The organism is Streptococcus sanguinis, from assembly GCF_050225395.1.
In the GTDB taxonomy this organism is placed as follows: Bacteria; Bacillota; Bacilli; order Lactobacillales; family Streptococcaceae; genus Streptococcus.
This window is the reverse complement of the sequence record NZ_CP071431.1, coordinates 278,683-296,508: the sequence shown is the minus strand read 5'-3', so window position 1 is coordinate 296,508 and position 17,826 is coordinate 278,683. Positions and strand designations below refer to the sequence as shown.

15 protein-coding genes are annotated in these 17,826 nt (G+C 44.5%); all 15 read right to left on the bottom strand.

Annotated features, from left to right (window positions below; all coding sequences use genetic code 11):
* Positions 1–44 precede the first annotated feature (44 nt).
* The gene (gene tkt / locus J1C81_RS01555; protein WP_002916525.1) at positions 45–2,021 is read right to left on the bottom strand and encodes a transketolase; all 1,977 of its coding nucleotides are present in this window, start codon (positions 2,019–2,021) and stop codon (positions 45–47) included.
* A 298-nt stretch (positions 2,022–2,319) separates the two neighbouring features.
* Entirely contained in the window at positions 2,320–3,411 is a 1,092-nt protein-coding gene (gene ulaG / locus J1C81_RS01550; RefSeq protein ID WP_002899062.1) for an L-ascorbate 6-phosphate lactonase, read from the bottom strand.
* A gap of 182 nt (positions 3,412–3,593) precedes the next feature.
* Positions 3,594–5,285: a BglG family transcription antiterminator gene (locus J1C81_RS01545; protein WP_002916527.1), complete on the bottom strand. Its 1,692-nt coding sequence runs from the start codon at positions 5,283–5,285 to the stop codon at positions 3,594–3,596.
* 172 nt (positions 5,286–5,457) lie between these two features.
* On the bottom strand, positions 5,458–6,159 hold the full coding sequence (locus tag J1C81_RS01540) for an L-ribulose-5-phosphate 4-epimerase (RefSeq protein WP_002916529.1): 702 nt from the start codon (positions 6,157–6,159) through the stop codon (positions 5,458–5,460).
* Positions 6,159–7,022: an L-ribulose-5-phosphate 3-epimerase gene (locus J1C81_RS01535; protein WP_002916530.1), complete on the bottom strand. Its 864-nt coding sequence runs from the start codon at positions 7,020–7,022 to the stop codon at positions 6,159–6,161. Before J1C81_RS01535 ends, J1C81_RS01540 begins: the two co-directional genes overlap by 1 nt.
* A gap of 3 nt (positions 7,023–7,025) precedes the next feature.
* Entirely contained in the window at positions 7,026–7,691 is a 666-nt protein-coding gene (locus J1C81_RS01530; protein WP_032909969.1) for a 3-keto-L-gulonate-6-phosphate decarboxylase UlaD, read from the bottom strand.
* 53 nt (positions 7,692–7,744) lie between these two features.
* The gene (locus tag J1C81_RS01525; RefSeq protein ID WP_032909924.1) at positions 7,745–8,230 is read right to left on the bottom strand and encodes a PTS sugar transporter subunit IIA; all 486 of its coding nucleotides are present in this window, start codon (positions 8,228–8,230) and stop codon (positions 7,745–7,747) included.
* A gap of 148 nt (positions 8,231–8,378) precedes the next feature.
* Positions 8,379–8,657 carry a PTS sugar transporter subunit IIB gene (locus J1C81_RS01520; protein WP_002899074.1) on the bottom strand — a complete coding sequence of 93 codons (279 nt, stop codon included), beginning with the start codon at positions 8,655–8,657 and terminating at the stop codon, positions 8,379–8,381.
* 29 nt (positions 8,658–8,686) lie between these two features.
* Positions 8,687–10,144, bottom strand: a complete 1,458-nt coding sequence (locus J1C81_RS01515; protein ID WP_002899076.1) for a PTS ascorbate transporter subunit IIC — start codon at positions 10,142–10,144, stop codon at positions 8,687–8,689.
* Positions 10,145–10,503: 359 nt separating this feature from the next.
* The gene (locus J1C81_RS01510) at positions 10,504–10,761 is read right to left on the bottom strand and encodes a hypothetical protein (RefSeq protein ID WP_002893837.1); all 258 of its coding nucleotides are present in this window, start codon (positions 10,759–10,761) and stop codon (positions 10,504–10,506) included.
* 774 nt (positions 10,762–11,535) lie between these two features.
* Positions 11,536–11,709, bottom strand: coding sequence for a hypothetical protein (locus tag J1C81_RS01505; protein ID WP_002916534.1), 174 nt, complete (start codon positions 11,707–11,709; stop codon positions 11,536–11,538).
* A 242-nt stretch (positions 11,710–11,951) separates the two neighbouring features.
* Complete coding sequence (locus J1C81_RS01500; protein WP_002916535.1) at positions 11,952–14,090, bottom strand: ATP-dependent Clp protease ATP-binding subunit; 2,139 nt, start codon at positions 14,088–14,090, stop codon at positions 11,952–11,954.
* Between the two features lie 477 nt (positions 14,091–14,567).
* The gene (locus J1C81_RS01495; protein ID WP_002916536.1) at positions 14,568–15,719 is read right to left on the bottom strand and encodes an iron-containing alcohol dehydrogenase; all 1,152 of its coding nucleotides are present in this window, start codon (positions 15,717–15,719) and stop codon (positions 14,568–14,570) included.
* Positions 15,720–15,905: 186 nt separating this feature from the next.
* Positions 15,906–16,334 (bottom strand): RbsD/FucU family protein, encoded by a 429-nt coding sequence (locus J1C81_RS01490; RefSeq protein WP_002916538.1) that lies wholly within the window; start codon positions 16,332–16,334, stop codon positions 15,906–15,908.
* Positions 16,335–17,819: a rhamnulokinase gene (locus J1C81_RS01485; RefSeq protein WP_032909927.1), complete on the bottom strand. Its 1,485-nt coding sequence runs from the start codon at positions 17,817–17,819 to the stop codon at positions 16,335–16,337.
* Between the last annotated feature and the right edge of the window lie 7 nt (positions 17,820–17,826).

The window sequence follows — 17,826 nt, the reverse complement described above, 5'->3', positions numbered from 1 at the left end:
AAAAGTAAAAATCAGGATGACTAACACCCTGATTTTATGTCTTTTTATTTAAGATTTTTAACAACTTCTGCTACATGCTCAACTGTAAAGCCATATTCTTCCAGAACCTTGCCTGCTGGAGCAGATGCACCGAACTGGTCGATTCCGATAACTGCACCGTCCAGACCGACATACTTGTACCAAGGCTGGCTGGCTGCCATCTCGATCGCTACGCGGCGACGAACTGCATTTGGCAGAATTTCTTCTTTGTAGGCTGCATCTTGAGCATCAAAAAGCTCTGTTGATGGCACGCTGACAACGCGGATTTTAGCGCCTTCTGCTGCAAGTGCTTTAGCAGCTGCAACTGCCAAATTAACCTCAGAACCAGAAGCCAGCAAGATGGTATCAAAATCTGCTCCTGTTTCGTAAACGACATAAGCGCCTTTAGCTACCTTGTCAAAGTTTGTTCCTTCTTCGACTGTCAGATTTTGACGGGTCAAGATCAGAGCAGTCGGAGTGGATTGACTCTTAAGGGCCAGGTACCAAGCTGCCTGAGTTTCACGCGCATCTGCTGGGCGGAAAACAGTCAGGTTTGGAATGGCACGCAGACCAGCCAAATGCTCAATCGGCTCATGTGTCGGACCGTCTTCACCAACTGCAATAGAGTCGTGTGTGAAGACATAAGTCACTGGCAAGCCTTGCAAAGCAGACAAACGAACAGCTGCCTTAACATAGTCTGAAAAGACGAAGAAGGTTCCACCGTAAACGCGAAGCCCACCATGAAGCGCCATACCGTTAAGAATTGTTCCCATGGCAAACTCGCGCACACCAAATTGGATGTTGCGGTTGAGACGGTGGGCATCATCCTGCAGACCGTCTTCCTTGATGTAGGTCATATTGGAATGAGCCAAGTCAGCAGAACCGCCGAGGAAAGTTGGAAGCACCTTAGCTGCTGCATTGAGAGCATCCTGACTAGAATTACGGGTCGCTTGAGAGAAGCCATTTTCAAGCACTGGGAAGTCTTCTGGCTTAATCTCTACTGGATCTTGACCAGCAATGATAGCTGCTACTTCTTCTGCCAACTCTGGATGGGCTTGCTTGTAGTCCTCTACCAGCTGTTTCCAAGCATCGTATGCCGCTGCACCACGCTCTGCCACATTTGTACGGTAATCTGCATAGACTTCCTCAGGAATCTCAAATGGCGCATAGTCCCAGCCCAAGGCTTTACGAGTAGCTGCCGCTTCTTCTGCTCCCAGAGGCGCACCGTGCACTGCATTCGTTCCTTGCTTGTTTGGAGAACCGTAACCGATAACCGTCTTGACTTCAATCAAAGATGGTTTGCCGGAAGCTTTAGCTTCATTGATGGCTGCATCAATCGCTGCAAGGTCTGTTCCATCTTCTACCAAGGCAGTATGCCAACCATATGCTTCATAGCGGGCACGAACATCTTCTGTAAAGGAATCCTTAGTCTCTCCATCTAGGTTGATATCATTTGAATCATAGAGAACAACCAGCTTGTCCAGCTTTTGCAGCCCAGCATAAGAAGCAGCTTCAGCTGAAACCCCCTCCATCAAATCACCATCACCACAGATGACATAAGTGTAATGGTCGAAAATTGGATAGCCTTCACGATTATACTTAGCAGCTAAGAAACGTTCTGCCTGAGCAAATCCAGTAGCTGTAGAAATACCCTGTCCCAGTGGACCAGTAGTGGCATCGACACCAGCTGTGTGGCCAAACTCTGGGTGACCTGGTGTCTTAGAACCCCATTGGCGGAAGTTTTTGATTTCCTCCATGCTGACATCTTTAAAGCCAGACAGATGAAGCAAGGCATAAAGCAACATAGAGCCATGTCCTGCAGATAGGACGAAGCGATCGCGGTTAATCCAGTTTGGCTGTTCTGGATTGATACGAAGTTGTTTAGTAAACAAGTCATAAGCCATCGGTGCAGCACCCATGACTACGCCAGGGTGACCTGACTTAGACTTTTCAATCGCGTCAATCCCTAAAAAGCGAATGGCATTAACTGATAATTGTGACATTGGATTCTCCTTATTTTTACTAAAATCTGTCCTGACATCAGAACAGGATAAACAATGGTCGTAGAAACGATAAAAATTGTCTCATATCTATTATAAGAAAATTATCCCTATATCGCAAGATAGGGATAATCTCATCGGATACTTTCTGAAGCCTTTATCCATTTGAACTTTTGCTTCATCAAGTAGAAAAACATTTTATAATCAATGAAAATCTAAGGGCAAACTTGAAAGCTAGCCAAGGACTGAATTTGAAAACAGCATGGCAGGGCTGACAAGGTTTAAAGATTTTCAAAGAATATTAAAGGAGGGCTTTAAATTGAATATTGGACTCTTGCTCGAAACAGTCATCAAAGCCACGAGGATGGTGGTATTCGATTCTATCTTTGTCCAGAGGATAGGTATACTTGCCGCCCACTTCCCAGATGAATGGATGGAACTGATATTGAAGGCGCTCTTTGCGCATCTTCCACAAGGCTAAAATCTCATCCGTTGAAGCCATAAAGTTGGACCAGATATCATAGTGAACTGGGATGATGACCTTGGCCCGCAGGTTTTCAGCCATACGCAGTAAGTCGATAGACGTCATCTTGTCCTGAATACCGACAGGATTGTCACCATAGTTATTGATAGCTACATCAATCTGGAAGTCCTTACCGTGCTTGGCAAAGTAGTTAGAGAAGTGAGAGTCTGCACCGTGATAGATGGTTCCGCCTGGTGTTTCAAAGACATAGTTAACTGCCTTGCGTGCCATTTCTTCATCGGTCACAGCCAGTCCCGCCAGTTCCCCATCTTGAGCTTCAGCACCTTCGACTGGCAGAGTCACCAGACAGGTACGGTCAAATGATTCAACAGCTGTCACCTTGATGTCCTTAAACTCAAAGCTTTCACCTGGCTTGATTACCATGATGCGTTCTTCAGGCACACCCCATTTTTTCCAAATTTCGCCACACTCATAAGGTCCGACAAACTTAACATGGTCCAAGTTAGGATTGTTGACAATAGCCGCTGCGGTATTGATGTCAATGTGATCGCTATGGAAATGAGAAACCAAATAATAATCCAGTTCATTAATAGCAAAAGGGTCAATCACCATAGGCTGCACACGCAGATTCGGCTGCAGCTTGCGAACACCGGCCATATTAGCCATTTGGTGCCCTCTGACCATATCTTTGACCTTTTTGGTTGATTTTCCGCGATTAGACCACAGGTCCATGACTACATTAGCACCGCCCGGCGTCTTAATCCATACACCGCAGTTGCCCAGCCACCACATAGCAAAGTTGCCTTCTGGCACCACTTCTTCTTCAATTTCTTCATTGAGCCAAGTGCCCCATTCTGGAAAAGTTGACAAAATCCAAGATTCTCTGGTAATGTCTTTCACGTTTGGCATAGTCCATTCCTCCTCAAAAAATGATTGATTTCTATGCTTCTAGTATAGTCTGCTTCAGGGGATAAAAAAAGACCAAATAAAACACAGGTCTGTGTTCAAAGCTGGACTATGAAGCAAGACTTGCTCTTATCCCTTTTTTAAGAAAATACTCCTTTTTCAGCTAAAAAGCTAGGAACTATTTCCTAGCTAATATTTTTCATCCAGTCTTCTGTGTCTTCAGCGGAGCCAGTCAGCAGTTTCTCGTGGACTAATTTTTGAATTTTTTCTTTTAATTCCTGAGTGCGGCTGACATCTTTTACATAGCATGATAGCAGTTTTTCCAAATCATGATTAAAAGTGTTGGCCTGTTCAGGACTCTGAGTCATGACAAAATGACTGATATTGAGAATATCCTCATGATCCAAAATCGGATGAACCTGAATGACTGGCAGATCTGTCTCCAAATCTTCATTGGTAGTGATTAACAGATCAGCAGTGAGCACATCTTCGACACTTTTGAACTGCTCGGTTGTAAAGACAGCTTCCAAACGCTCATTAGGCAAGTAATAACGGCATTGTTTCAGCAGTAGCTTTGAAAGGCCCACTCCTTCATCACAGACCAGATAGATTTGTCGATTATCCTGCTGCTCTGCTTGACTATTTTTCAAAGAGCCTCCGATATGGATAGTCAGATAAGCAATATCGTCATCTGTCAGCGCCACAAACCACGCTTCTTCTAAAATCACAGCAGAGGATTTTGTAAAAGTAAATAAATCAGCATACTTGGACTTTATGAGACGCGTGAGCGGATTTTTGGACATAATGCCGTAGGTCTTGCGAAAGAGCAGCGCCTTACAGTGGGTTAGGAGATTACGCAGCAAGTCATCCCTATTCTCAATCTCATAGGAAGAAGCTTCAAAACGCCAGAGAAAGGCCTCCAGAGCCTCCTGCAGTTGGGCAAAATCCTGACTAGTCGCATGAATATCCTTATCCTTACGATAAGACAGTAAAAGCACGGCCAGAAGCGAGATTTCAATATCATTCAGTCGAATGTCTAGCTCATGCTCCATGCGCTCACTCAAGAGCTTGGCCACCCGATACTCGATCCGCTTGCGAATGAGACTAAATTCCTGAGAGATACTGTTCTCTTCTTTCGCTTCCAGCTCCATATTGCGACAGCTGAGTAGCAGATAAGGCAGTACTTCCAGCATAAAGCCAATCTCATGACTGTTGATTTTTTTGCCCAAGTCCTGCTCTACTAAGGGAACTTGCTGACTGAGAAAGCTCTGTAGTTGATGAGATAGGAGCACTTCTCCATCAAAGAGTTCCTTGAACTTCTTCACCAAAACATCTACGAAAGCTTGGCTGCCCTCAATAAAAATATGATAGAGCAGGGAGTGCACATATTGAATCTTATTAAGAGGATGGCAGTCCAGATAATAGCCTCTGGCCTTGGTAGAATATAAGTTAACTAAATACTGCTCTGTCGTCAGTTGATTGCGGATATCGTTTAGGTCATTAAGCACGGTATTGCGCGAGACATCTGTCAAATCCATCAGCTTTTCGATGGTCACCCGCTCCTTGGCCGTACAGATATAGAGGGATACGAGCTGCATGCGCTCATTTGCACTCAGGATGTAGCTGTGGGTATCCACATGAAGCAACAACTCTCGGCACAAATTCTTCTGCTGCTCTGTCAGTAAAATCCCCACCCGCGGCTGGCTAACAATCTCTTCTTCATAGTCCGCCAGAGCATCATTGATTTTTTCCAAATGATAATAAACTTTTCTGCGCGATTGGCCCAGCTCTCGGGAAATAGTCATAATAGTAGCTGCTTCTTGCAGCCCAATCAGGTAGCGCAAGAGTTCACAACTTGTTTTATCCAATAAAATCATGATTCCTCCTTTAAAAAATATTTACAGGACATTATAACATTAGGATATTACAATATGATGAACGAGACGTGACGACAACTCCTAATCCCTTCCCAGCCGACCTACTGCTCAAACGACAAAAGGAGAGAGCATCTGTCTCTCCAACTTGCAAAGCATTTCTAGTAAACTTTGCTTAACCTCTCTGTCCATAATAGGCGTTAGGACCGTGTTTGCGCAAATAGTGCTTGTCCATCAGATATTTAGGTGCTGGCTTGACGCGTGGATTAATCTGCTCTGTAAAGCGCGCCATCTTAGCCACTTCTTCCAGCACAACGCTATGATAGACTGCTTCTTCCGGCGACTTACCCCAAGTGAAAGGACCGTGGTTGCGCACGGTGACGCCAGGTACTGCCATTGGATCAATGTCACGCTCGCGGAAGGTCTCAATAATCACACTGCCTGTTTCCAACTCATAGGCGCGGTTGATTTCATCCTCAGTCAGAGAACGAGCTGCTGGAATGGGACCATAGAAATAGTCTGCATGAGTCGTCCCGTAGAAAGGAATATCCCGACCAGCCTGAGCCCAGCCAACAGCCTCTGTCGAGTGCGTATGAACAACACCGCCAATCTTAGGGAAGGCCTTATAGAGTTCCACATGGGTTGGAAGATCAGAGGAAGGATTGAGCTCTCCTTCTACAAACCGGCCGTCCAGATCTGTAACTACCATATTTTCTGGCGACAGCTTTTCATAAGGGACTCCGCTAGGTTTAATCACGATGTAGCCAACCTCTCGGTCAATTGCAGAGACATTGCCCCAGGTAAATTTGACCAAACCGTGCTGGGGCAAGGCTACATTGGCATCATAGACACGTTTTCTCAATTCTGGTAAGAGCATTACATCAACCCCGCTTTCTCAATGAGTGGATAGAGGAAGTCTTTGGCTTCCTGAATGGCTGCTTTGGTTTCTTCTACTGTCTCGCAGTTTTCAGACCACATTTCAATAAGGAATGGCCCCTGATAGTTGGTCTGCTTGAGGACAGCAAACATTTCTTCCCAGTCAACGCAACCCTTGCCAAAAGGCACATCTCGAAACTGGCCTTTGGACTGCTCGGTCACGGCATAGGTATCTTTCAAATGCAGGGCTGCAATAGCTTGATGCCCCAGCAGAAACTCACTGTAAAGGTCATTGTGCCAGGCAGAGACATTGCCTGTATCCGGATAGACAAAGAGATAAGGCGAATTGATTTCTTTCGCGACAGCCAGATATTTCTCAATGCTGTTGATAAAAGGATCATCCATAATCTCAATCGCCAGCATGACCTGAGTCTGCTCCGCCCAATCACAAGCCTGGCGGAGATTTTTCAGGAAACGAGCACGAGTTTCAGGAGATTTCTCCTCATAATAAACATCGTAGCCTGCTAGCTGAATGACCCGTACTCCCAAGTCCTGAGCTAGCTCGATACACTGCTTCATAGTTTCCAGTGACTTAGCTTCCAGCTCTGGATCATTGGAGCCCAGCGGGTAGCGGCGATGGCCGCTAAAGCATATGGTCGGAATGCGGACGCTGCTTTCATAAATGGCCTTTACTAACTCCAGCCTCTGCTCCTTAGACCAGGAAAGGCGAGCTAGACGTTCGTCCGACTCATCCACCGACATTTCGACAAAGTCAAAGCCTAGTTCTTTGGCAAAAGCTAAACGCTCAGGCCAGGAAAAATGCTTGGGTGTCGCCTTTTCATAAATTCCAATTGGACGTGCCATGGCTTACCCCCAAATTCGCTTGATTTCATCTTTAAAGGCCCGCGCAGCAGCAGCCGGATCTTCAGCCTCAGTAATACCGCGTCCAGCAATGAAGGTGAAGACATCAACTCCTTCAAAGAGTTTGAGCGTATCAATATTCAGACCGCCTGTCACTGATACACGGAAGCCCATTTCAATCAGCTTCTTGACCTTATTAAGATCCTTTTCTCCCCAAGTTTCCCCAGCCAAAAGAGCATCACGGGATTGGTGGTAAATAGCCTGAGAAATACCTGCATCCAGCCAAGTCTGAGCCTGTTCATAAGTCCAGTCTCCGTAGAGTTCAACCTGAATTTCCCCACGTTGGCCGCGCTCTTCCTGAATAGCTTTCAAGGCTGCCTTCATGGTTGGAATGGTGGCTGAGCAAATACAGGTCATCCAGTCTGCACCACGCACTGCATTGTTTTTAGCTACGGTTCCGCCGGCATCCGCACACTTGGTATCAGCCACGATGATTTTCTCTGGGAAAAGGCTGCGGAGCACTTCAACAAGCTCGCTTCCCACCTGCAAGAGACAGACCGTTCCTGCCTCAATGACATCTACTTCATGGCCGACAGAGACAGTCGCCTTGATGGCTCCCTGCAAGTCCGAATGATCCAATGCTACCTGTAAATTTGGAATCTGTTTTGACATCTTTTTACCTCTCTTCTTAGTTTCAATCATATTCTAATCTTTCTAAGCATCCATCAGGAATCCAGATCCAAGCCCTGCAAGTAAGGACTGTCCTTTGATTCCTCTATCAGAGCCAGCACTTCTTCGTCACTCTTGCAAGCCTTAATCCGCTCAATGGAATTTTCCAGCTCAAAAAGTGCAATAATCTGCGGAATGGCTACGCTGGTATGAATCTTGGAGCTGGTAGCCGCCAAAGAAAGCAGAACACTGACCTCCTTACCATCTGAAAAAGTGACTGGTTCTGTCAGCGTAATCAGGGAGAAAGCGTCGCGATTAACCCCAGCTTCTGGTCTGGCATGAGGCATCGCCATGCCCGGCATGAGAATGTAATAGGGGCCATATTCTTCTGTCGACTCGACGATGGCATCGTAGTACTGAGGCTGAACAGCACCGCTCTCAATCAAGGGATCTACAGCCAGTTTGACTGCTTCCTGCCAAGTCGCGGCTGAAAGACCCAAACGAATAGACTTGTTGTCTGTCAATGCTTGTTTTAAATTCATTTCTCTTCCTTTCATTAGATACAAGGGGCATCCTCAATCCTTTCCAGAATTTTAGCCCCTGCTCAATCTCACAATAGATAATATAGGAAGGTGGGGCAGCCTAACCACCCCACCCTAACTGAGAACCCATCTTCATAGATATAAATTCTTACAATACCTGACTTAATTTTTCAGTGATTTCCTTATCATCCATCAAGTTATCCAAGCCGATTAATTTTCCATTGGTTCGGCCTTCCAATTCATTGATTAAATGCAGAGAAGCAATGACAATATCGTAGCCCGAAGCTAAACTTTTAGCTTCTCCGACACTGCAAGAATTGACCGTAAAGTCTGTTTGTCCCAAATTACGAAGTGCATTTTCCACTTTCATTTTAATCACCATAGATGATCCCATGCCATTTCCGCATGCTGTTAATACTTTAACCATTTTAGTTTCCTCCGAAATCTTATTTTATATTAATCTTCTGCCTGTACCTGACCTTGATAGTAGGCTTCCTTATCCTTCGCTCTAGCGAATTGCAGCTGAGGAATGAGTAAGAAGAAGAAGCAAACCAGAGCGTAACCGATAATACCCAGATATTTGAAGATGTAGCCAAAGCCTAACCATGGAATTTCAAAATCGATATTACCGTGATATCCGCCGTAAGAAGCCAAGCCTAGCAGAGCCACACAGAGAGCACCAAGGGCTACCTGCAGCACACCTGAAATAAATGATAGGACAAGGGCTGCTTTCCAACCACCACGCTTGTCGGCATAGACTGCAATCGCTGCATTGTCAAAGAAGACAGGAACGAAACCAGTGATAATCAGGATTGGATTTTTGAAAACAATCAATAGTACAATGGTAATCAGTTGACCAACCAAACCAAAGGCAAAGCCGGAAAGAACGGCATTTGGTGAGCCAAATCCATAAGACGCTGCCACATCCACCGCTGGGAAGGAACCTGGCAAGAGCTTGCTTGAAATACCTTGAAAGGCATTAGTCAGTTCTGATACGAACATGCGCACCCCTTGCATGAGGATGAAGAGATAGACTGAGAAGGTAAAGGCTGTCTGAATGATATACATATAGAAGTCTTGCTTGGCAGGGTCAAATGGTGTACCAGTCGTGATAACTTCTTTGTTGGCCATAACATCTGGTCCCAAGACTAAGAGGATAGCACCGAAGAAGACTAGCATCAAAGTTGCAGAAGCAACGACAGTATCATGGAAGATAGACAGGAACTTAGGCAGCTTCAGATTGTCCAGATTTTCTTCTTTTTTACCAAAGAAAGGCGCAACCTTATCAACGAACCAGATGGCAAATTGCTGCTGGTGACCGATGGCGAAACCACCACCTCCAGTCAAACGCTGAGTAGCTTCGACAGTCATATTGGAACTGACAGCCCAGTAGAGACCACAGATGAGGCCGATAGCCAAAGTTCCCCAGCTATTGCGCAGCTGCGGTACCAGCAAGAGCACCATCAGTGATACAGTAGCAGCCTGCTGAACCATGATGTGACCAGTGATGAAGAGAGTCCGAATCTTAGTGACCTTACGGAAAGCTACTAGTAGGATGTTGAAGCCAAACCCAATCAAGAGAGCTGTTGTAGCTGTTCCGACAAAGTTTGGGAATTCTTCCGCAATCTTTGTATTCGCCGCTGTCAATCCAAAGTAAGGATCAATGACTGCAGCCCCAATTTTGAACTTAAAGTTCAGGGCTGCCAGAATTGGTCGGAAAGTATTCACCAGACCGGCTGCTCCGGCATTAAGAATCAAATAGCCGACCGTTGCTTTAATGAAGCCAGCGAACACATCGTGGGCCGGTTTCTTGAGCAGTGCATAACCGATTAGCACCAAAAGGCCGACGAAGAAAGCTGGATTTTGCAGAATGTTCTGCGAGAACCAATTTAGAATATTAAGAAGGATATTCATGGTAACTCCCCTTTATTTTTTATTTTTCTTATTCTTATAGATTTATTATAAATCTTGAAAACGGTAACAAAAAGACCAAGAATTACACAGGTGACTGTTCACTCTTGGACTGTCAAAAAAATCTGCCCATAAGGACAGAAAAAAGTAAGAAAGTGAGCATCGCTGCTCCTAAGTTCGACTGCGCCTCTGGCTTGTCTCATTAAGTTTTTTCAGAACGTAGTTTTCGCTTACGCTCAAACTGCATCTATGCCTCTAAGCTCTGCTCGACTCTGCGAGCCGGCAATCGCTAAGAGGCATAGAAAAACCCAGCTATCCAAATGGTTAGCTGGGTTAGGGTTGAGCTACATCATAGTTTTAAACTATCCTGCGGCCTTTTGATGAATAGTGATGCCATATTTTTCATGGTTTTCTTCATACCAATTAATTAAGGCCATCGCAGTTTGATAAGTAATGTTTTTAATTTTGCTGGTTCCTTTAGTTAAGGTCAGGATACTCATCTTGCTGATGTTTGCATCCGTCGCAATTCGATAACTAGTTAAGGTTCCATTAACTAACAACTGAACAACAGCCTCGACTTTCCTATAGTCGGGCATGGTTGTAATATCCAACTTTTTCATAATTAAATCCTCTCCTAAAATTTAATTTACTAATCCATTATACACTTTTTTCTGACATTTACATATATAAAAACTTGAAAATGTACAAAAAAATTAGAACATAACTCATTGAAATGTCAACTTTTTTCATTTTTTACAGACTTTTGATAGCCTTTTACCTCTATTAAATAAAAAAAGAATCAACATTATCGTCTTTTGTTACTCTGTTAGCTCGACTTTCCATACTCCTGTTTTTTTCTCCATTTCCGTATAGCTAGGCCGACGAGTAGATAAAGAGTAGTCGGAATCATCCCCACTGAAAGCGAGAAGAGGAAAGCTTGATTTTTTTTACCGAGACAAATCCTAGTAATAGTAAAGGATTTATAACTGCATCCTCCATAGTGTACATAATTACCAGGGGCAATACAGACTTAGTAATTCTAAAAATCTCTGTATACATAACCGTCCAGCATGAAACAGTTATCATCCCGATAAGGAAGAATGTAAACCTTCCAAACAGATTCTTCAAAAATATTTTTTATGAATTGAGTCCCTACATGTGTAAGCAAGATTCCAAGATAGACCATGAGCTCAACCTTCACATCTGTCACTCTGATGCCTTGTGTCATCAGTCCCAAGAGTATCACTATCATCGTAACAAGAGGTAGACTAAAAAGCCAATCAGGTATAATTTTTTATTATTCTTAAAATTAATGAAAAACCCCGCCTCTTTTCAGCCGTCTTCGCCAAAGTTTCGGAGAAAGAGGGTACAGATTAACGGGGGTTCCAGCCAAATCAGCATCCTAAAAAGCCGCTTCCTATCTCTGTTCCGATATTTTCGTAATGAGCCTGGCCGGTTATTTTATCAACAACATAACCAATCCAGCCGCATAGAGTGCTGAGAATGGCAAAGATAATGACATTGAGCTTAATTGTAGTTACTGTTTCATAGCAGTCTGCTTTCGTCAAAAATTATTCATCTCTCTTGTTTTAAATCCTTCTGCATAAAGCTGATCCCCCTGATAGGCTAATATACTGGCTTTATAAAGTTGCTTGCTTTTAGGTTCTGTTAAGGAGAGTCAAGTTGATATTTTGGAATAAACGCTAATTTATTTCCAGAAAGGAGAGTTATTTGAAATTCATACTCAGCAAAAAAGACCTGCCGTCATCTAAGAAGGAGGTCTTTGAAAATTTAGTTGACTTAGTAAGCTTTATTCTGCCTGCTTGTCTTCTTCAGATGCGGCAGCGCCTTTTTCCCGGATAACCAAGACACCATCTTCCAAATCGGCCGTCAAGTGCTTAGCATCTAGATTATCCAAGTGGAAGTCAGTCACCTTGTCACGAATTTGCTGCTCGATGACACGGCGGAGTGGACGAACACCCATGACTTGGTCATAACCAGCATCGCGCAGGAATTCCTTAGCTGCATCAGATACAGCCAGATCAATTTCTTTCTTGCTCAAGGTTTGATTTACTTCGATCAACATGAGATTCACAATCTCCATCAAATCTTCTTTCTTGAGATGAGAGAACACAATAACCGCGTTGAAACGATTGAGGAATTCTGGACGGAAATAAGCTTTGAGTCGATCCATCAGATCTGGTTTTTCTGCATCCTCTTCCAAGCCTGCTTCATAGCCAAATCCGGCATTGGAAGTCGCAATGATGACCGTGTTCTTGAAGTTGACTGTATTCCCTTGACCATCCGTCAAACGACCATCATCCAGAACTTGAAGGAGAAGGGTAATCACCTGTGGATCCGCCTTTTCAATCTCATCCAAGAGAATGATAGAGTATGGATTGCGGCGCACTCGCTCGGTCAAGGTATTGCTGTTATCATCATAGCCGACATAGCCCGCAGTGGTACCAATCAGCTTGGAAACGGCAGTCCGGTCGGAGTATTCTGACATATCCAGACGGATGATGGCTTCCTTGGTACCGAACATATCTAGAGCCAGCTGCTTAGCCAGCTCAGTCTTGCCGACACCTGTCGGACCAACAAAGAGGAAGCTTCCGATTGGACGGTTGCCTTCATCAAAGCCTGCACGGTTTCGGCGGATAGCCCTAGCTACAGCTTCTACAGCCTTGTCTTGACCAATAACCTTGGCTTTGAGACGGTCATTCATGCCCTTGAGGCGCTCAATGTCGCTGGCACCCATTTGAGATACCGGCACACCTGTCATCCGCTCAACAGACTCTGCTACGTCGTTGACTGTAGCTGTCACCTTCATATCCTCAGTGTGGTTTTGAATTTTCTTTTCCAACTCTTCAATGCGGGTCTTGGCATTTAGAGCTGCTTCATAATCTTCTTTTTCAACAGCCGCTTCCTGCTTGTCTTTTTGCTCAGCAATCTCATTTTCAACCGCATGAACATCGGTTACTGGATGCTGGGCTGCCAGGTGGGCAGCAGTCACGTCGACCAGGTCAATGGCCTTGTCTGGCAGGCTCCGCTGTGGAATATACTGGACAGAGTAGTCCACAGCTGCTTTCAGCACTTCATCCGGCAGGATGACATTATGGTGCTTTTCGTACAGGTCCCGAATACCTCGAAGGATCTGATAAGTATCTTCGGCAGATGGTGCATTGACCTTGACTTCATTGAACCGGCGAGCCAGAGCTGCATTTTTGAGAATAGTATTGCGGTACTCATCCTGAGTAGTCGCCCCGATAACGGTCAATTCACCACGAGAAAGAGCCGGTTTGAGAATATCTGCCAATCCCTTAGAGCCACTGTCTCCGCCAGTAGATCCTGCTCCTAGGATTTGATGGATTTCATCAAAGAAGAGGATAATGTTGCCGGCTTCCTTGACTTCATTGACCAAGTTTTGAATATTTTCTTCAAAGCTACCACGATACTGAGTACCAGCTTCCAGACCGGAAATATCAACAGAAATAATTTCCTTGTTCTTGATGGCAGCTGGCACATCACCGTTGACGATAGCCTGAGCCAATCCTTCTACGACAGCTGTCTTACCAACTCCGGCATCTCCGACCAATACAGGATTATTCTTAGTCCGGCGGGAAAGGATTTCAGCAGTTTCTTGGATTTCCTTATTGCGCCCAATGACTGGATCTAACTTACCATCACGAGCTTCCTGAGTCAGATTGCGACCTAGCTTAGCCAGGATACCATCCTGCTTAGGTCCTTGAGCAGCAGTCTGGCTAGTCTGCTCACCTGCTCCTTGACCGGGGAGCTTGCCAGTAGCCCGGTACTGAGCAAACTCTTCCGGTGTGACCTCTCTACCATTAATCAAGTAGCGCCGGTGTTCGCTGTTGTAGCCACCCATGCGTCCCATGAGTTGGTTGAAAAGGTCGTCCATCTTGTTAAAATTGTTGTAGTTGTTGTTCATAGCATTGCCTCACTTTTTTTATATTTGTTTTTACATAATTTTTTGTTTTCCAAAATTTCAGATAAGAAATCTTTTCCTTATCTACTATAAAATATTCATTTGGGAGATCTTCTCCTATCTATTACTTTACATAACTTATTTCATTTCCAAAAATCAAGACTGATTCAGTCTCTATTTTTATGAGTGAATTAAATCTCTTTCAAAAGAAGATGATTTTACATAATTTCCAATCCTCCCAAAAATAATTGCCTTCCGACTGTATTCATACCTTCTGATTAAATTTACGTAAACTTTTTTGTTTACAGTTGTAATTTTATCATGACAGAATTTATTTGTCAATAGATTTTACATAATTTTTTAAAATAAATTTACAGTTGTAATCAAAATTTTTGTTTGGGTCCTTTTCATTCCTATAAAAAAGCCCTGCAAGTTAGAGTCATGCAGAGCCTTGTTTGTTTCAGCAGATTTTTTTCGTTCTTAGAAGAGTTCTTTATAAAAAGCAATCGTTTCTTCTAGAGTTGGCATGAATGGATTGCCTGGCGCACAAGCATCAATCAAAGCGTTTTTGGATAGGTAGTCAAAGTCAAAGTCTTTTTCTTCGATACCAAGTTCAGTGAGTTTTTTCGGAATACCAACCGTTTCAGACAGTTTTTCGATTTCAGAAATGGCATAAGCTGCACATTCTTCGTCAGTCTTGCCTTCGATTTGCAGACCAAGGGCTTTGGCAACATTGCGGAAAGCTTCTGGTACCCGTTTAGCATTTTCACGCTCTACAACTGGCAGGAGCATGGCACAGCAGACACCATGCGGTAGATTATAAACTGCCCCTAGCTGGTGAGCCATAGAGTGAACATAACCTAGACCAGCATTGTTAAAGGACATACCGCCAAGGAAGATGGCATTCACCATGCCTTCACGCGCTTCAATATCATGGCCATTTGCAACCGCACGAGGAAGGTATTCCTTGATAAGTTCAATAGCTCCGATAGATAATTTCTTGGTTACACCGTAAGCTCCTGGTGTGACGAGAGCTTCGACCGCGTGAGTCAAAGCATCCATCCCTGTTGCTGCTGTGAGGGCAGCTGGTTTGGATACCATGAGTTCAGGGTCATTGACTGAGATCAGAGCCAAGCTATTCTTGTCCACCATAACCATCTTAACCTTGCGTTCTTCATCTGTGATGACATAGTTAATGGTAATTTCAGCTGAAGTTCCTGCTGTAGTATTGATTGCCACTACCGGCAGACCTTTCTTAGCAGACTTGTGCAAGCCTTCGTAGTCTTGTGGTTTGCCACCATTTGTCGCAATAACTGAAATACAGCTAGCCGCATCCTGCGGTGAACCTCCGCCGACACTGATGATGAAGTCACAGTTGTGTTCCTTGAGAGCAGCTACACCATCCATGACGTTCTTACAAGTCGGATTTGGCTCAACATCGCTGAAGACCACATACTGGATGCCTTCTGTATCTAGTGGTGCTAGGATTTGTGGCAAGATATCGCTGCCTTCGATAAACTTATCCGTCACCAGCAAGGCCTTGCTATAACCCAGCTCCTTAACATAAGGCCCAACTTCCTTGACAACACCTTTGCCAATAAGATTGACAGCGGGTACGTAAAATGTAGACATATATTTCTCCTTTTAATTTACATTGTTAATATAATGATACCGCAAAATTTTGCTTTTTGCAAGATTTTTGTGATTTTTTTAACAAGCAGGTTGATAAAAAAAGCAAAGAAAGCCCCAGATAAGGATGAGGAACAAGGATACTCCTTTCCAGAAGCAACCTTGTTCACCTCTTACCTGTTTTTTTCATTAGCTGGCAATGACACCTTTTTTCAAAATGATGTTACCATACAGAGCTCCCTCGCCCGTTTGGATGACCAAGTAAGCTTTTTCCGCCTGCTCATAGAAAGCAAAGCGTTCAAATTCTTTAATGGCTGTACCTGGATAGTGCTTTTCTAATAAAGCCTTGTAGTCATCCCAGATGACTGGTACGGTCGGATCTCCCGCTACTACCTGCATAAGACCTGCTTGGTAATTGCTATAAGTATCCAAGGGCAGCACAGTCAAGATAGCATCTAGCAGCGCTGGAACTCCGTGACCATCACAGCGAACAACCCGCTGACCAATCCTATGGGCAGGGAAGTTTGCATCGGCAATGACTACTTCATCTCCGTGACCCATCTCCATCAGATACTTGACCAATTCTGGACTTAAAATAGTTGGAATATACTTTAACATCTAGCTTCCTACTTTCATACTTGCTTGAAATTCTTGATAGGACTGAGCCAAGTCTGAACCTTCTTGAGGCTGGTATTGCTTGGTCTTTTCTGAATCCTTGATGAGCTTTTGGGCAGTCTGTCGATCTTTAATCTCACCTAAGGTCAAAAGCTGTGCCAAGATATTTCCCAAAGCACTGGCTTCAATCGGCCTTGTTAGGACTGGTTTCTGGCTTACATCAGCTGTCAGCTGGCAGAGCAGTTCATTTTGGATACCGCCGCCGACCATGTGAATCTGCTTGATTTTCTGACCGGTCAAGCTCTCAATTTGCTCCACGGTTTGACGGTAGGCAAAAGCGAGACTTTCCAAGACCACTCGGACAACCTCTCCTTTGCTTTGCGGAACAGGCTGGTTGGTCATATGGCAACGCTCCTTGACCTTAGCCTCCATGTCTCCCGGAGCTGCAAAAATAGCATCATTGGGGTTAATCCAAGAGCGATTATTCGTGACGTTTCTTGCTAGTGTTACCATTTCATCAAAGCTGATGTCCTCTCCTTGCAAGCGCCAGTCCCGCTGCAGTTCTTGGATAATCCAGAGCCCTGTCGTATTCTTCAAAATCCGATAGCGTCCGTCAAAGCAGCCTTCATTGGTCAGATTGGCCGCTAAAGCTTCCTGGCTGGTCACAGGATTCGGAGATTCTAGACCAACCAGAGACCAAGTACCGCAAGAGATAAAGGCTGTTGGCTGCTCACTGGCATAAGGAATAGCCAGAACAGCTGCCGCTGTATCATGACCAGCACCTGCAATGACATCAAAAGGCTCAATTTTCAGCTCTTGTGTAATCCGTGGCGACAGGCTTCTCAGGACTCTTCCTCCCTGTATCACCTCACCAAACCACTTTTTAGGAATCTCCAGCGTCTCAAAAACGCTGTCAGACCATGTCTGAGAATTGATATTGAGCAAACCGCTGCTGCTGGCAATAGTGTACTCGCTGGATAAAACACCTGACAAAAGATAGTTAATCAAATCCGGCATGAAGAGCACGCGCTCTGCAACTCTTGCCAAATGGGGCTTTTCCTGCAAATCAGCGAATATTTGCAGGACAGTATTAATGCAAGCAGGCTGTACGCCTGTCTCCTCAAAAAGCGCCTCTTTGCTGATTTTCTTATAAAAAGTTTCTTCGTATTGGCCCATACGATTGTCACGATAACAATGCGGCTGGTAGAGCAGATCTCCGTTTTGGTCTAGGTAGGCATAGTCCACTCCCCATGTATCAACGGATATGGATCGAATAGGAATCCCATCTGCTGAAGCTTTCTTAATCCCAATTTTGATTTCTCCAAACAGATGCAGGATATTCCAATAAAGACCGTCATTCACGTTCATCGGCTCGTTTTTGAACCGATGAACTTCTGATAGCTGGATACTATGGCCATTGTAAATTGCTTGCATGACACGACCTGAACTAGCACCTAGGTCAATGGCCAGTAATTTCATCAATGTCATTCTCATC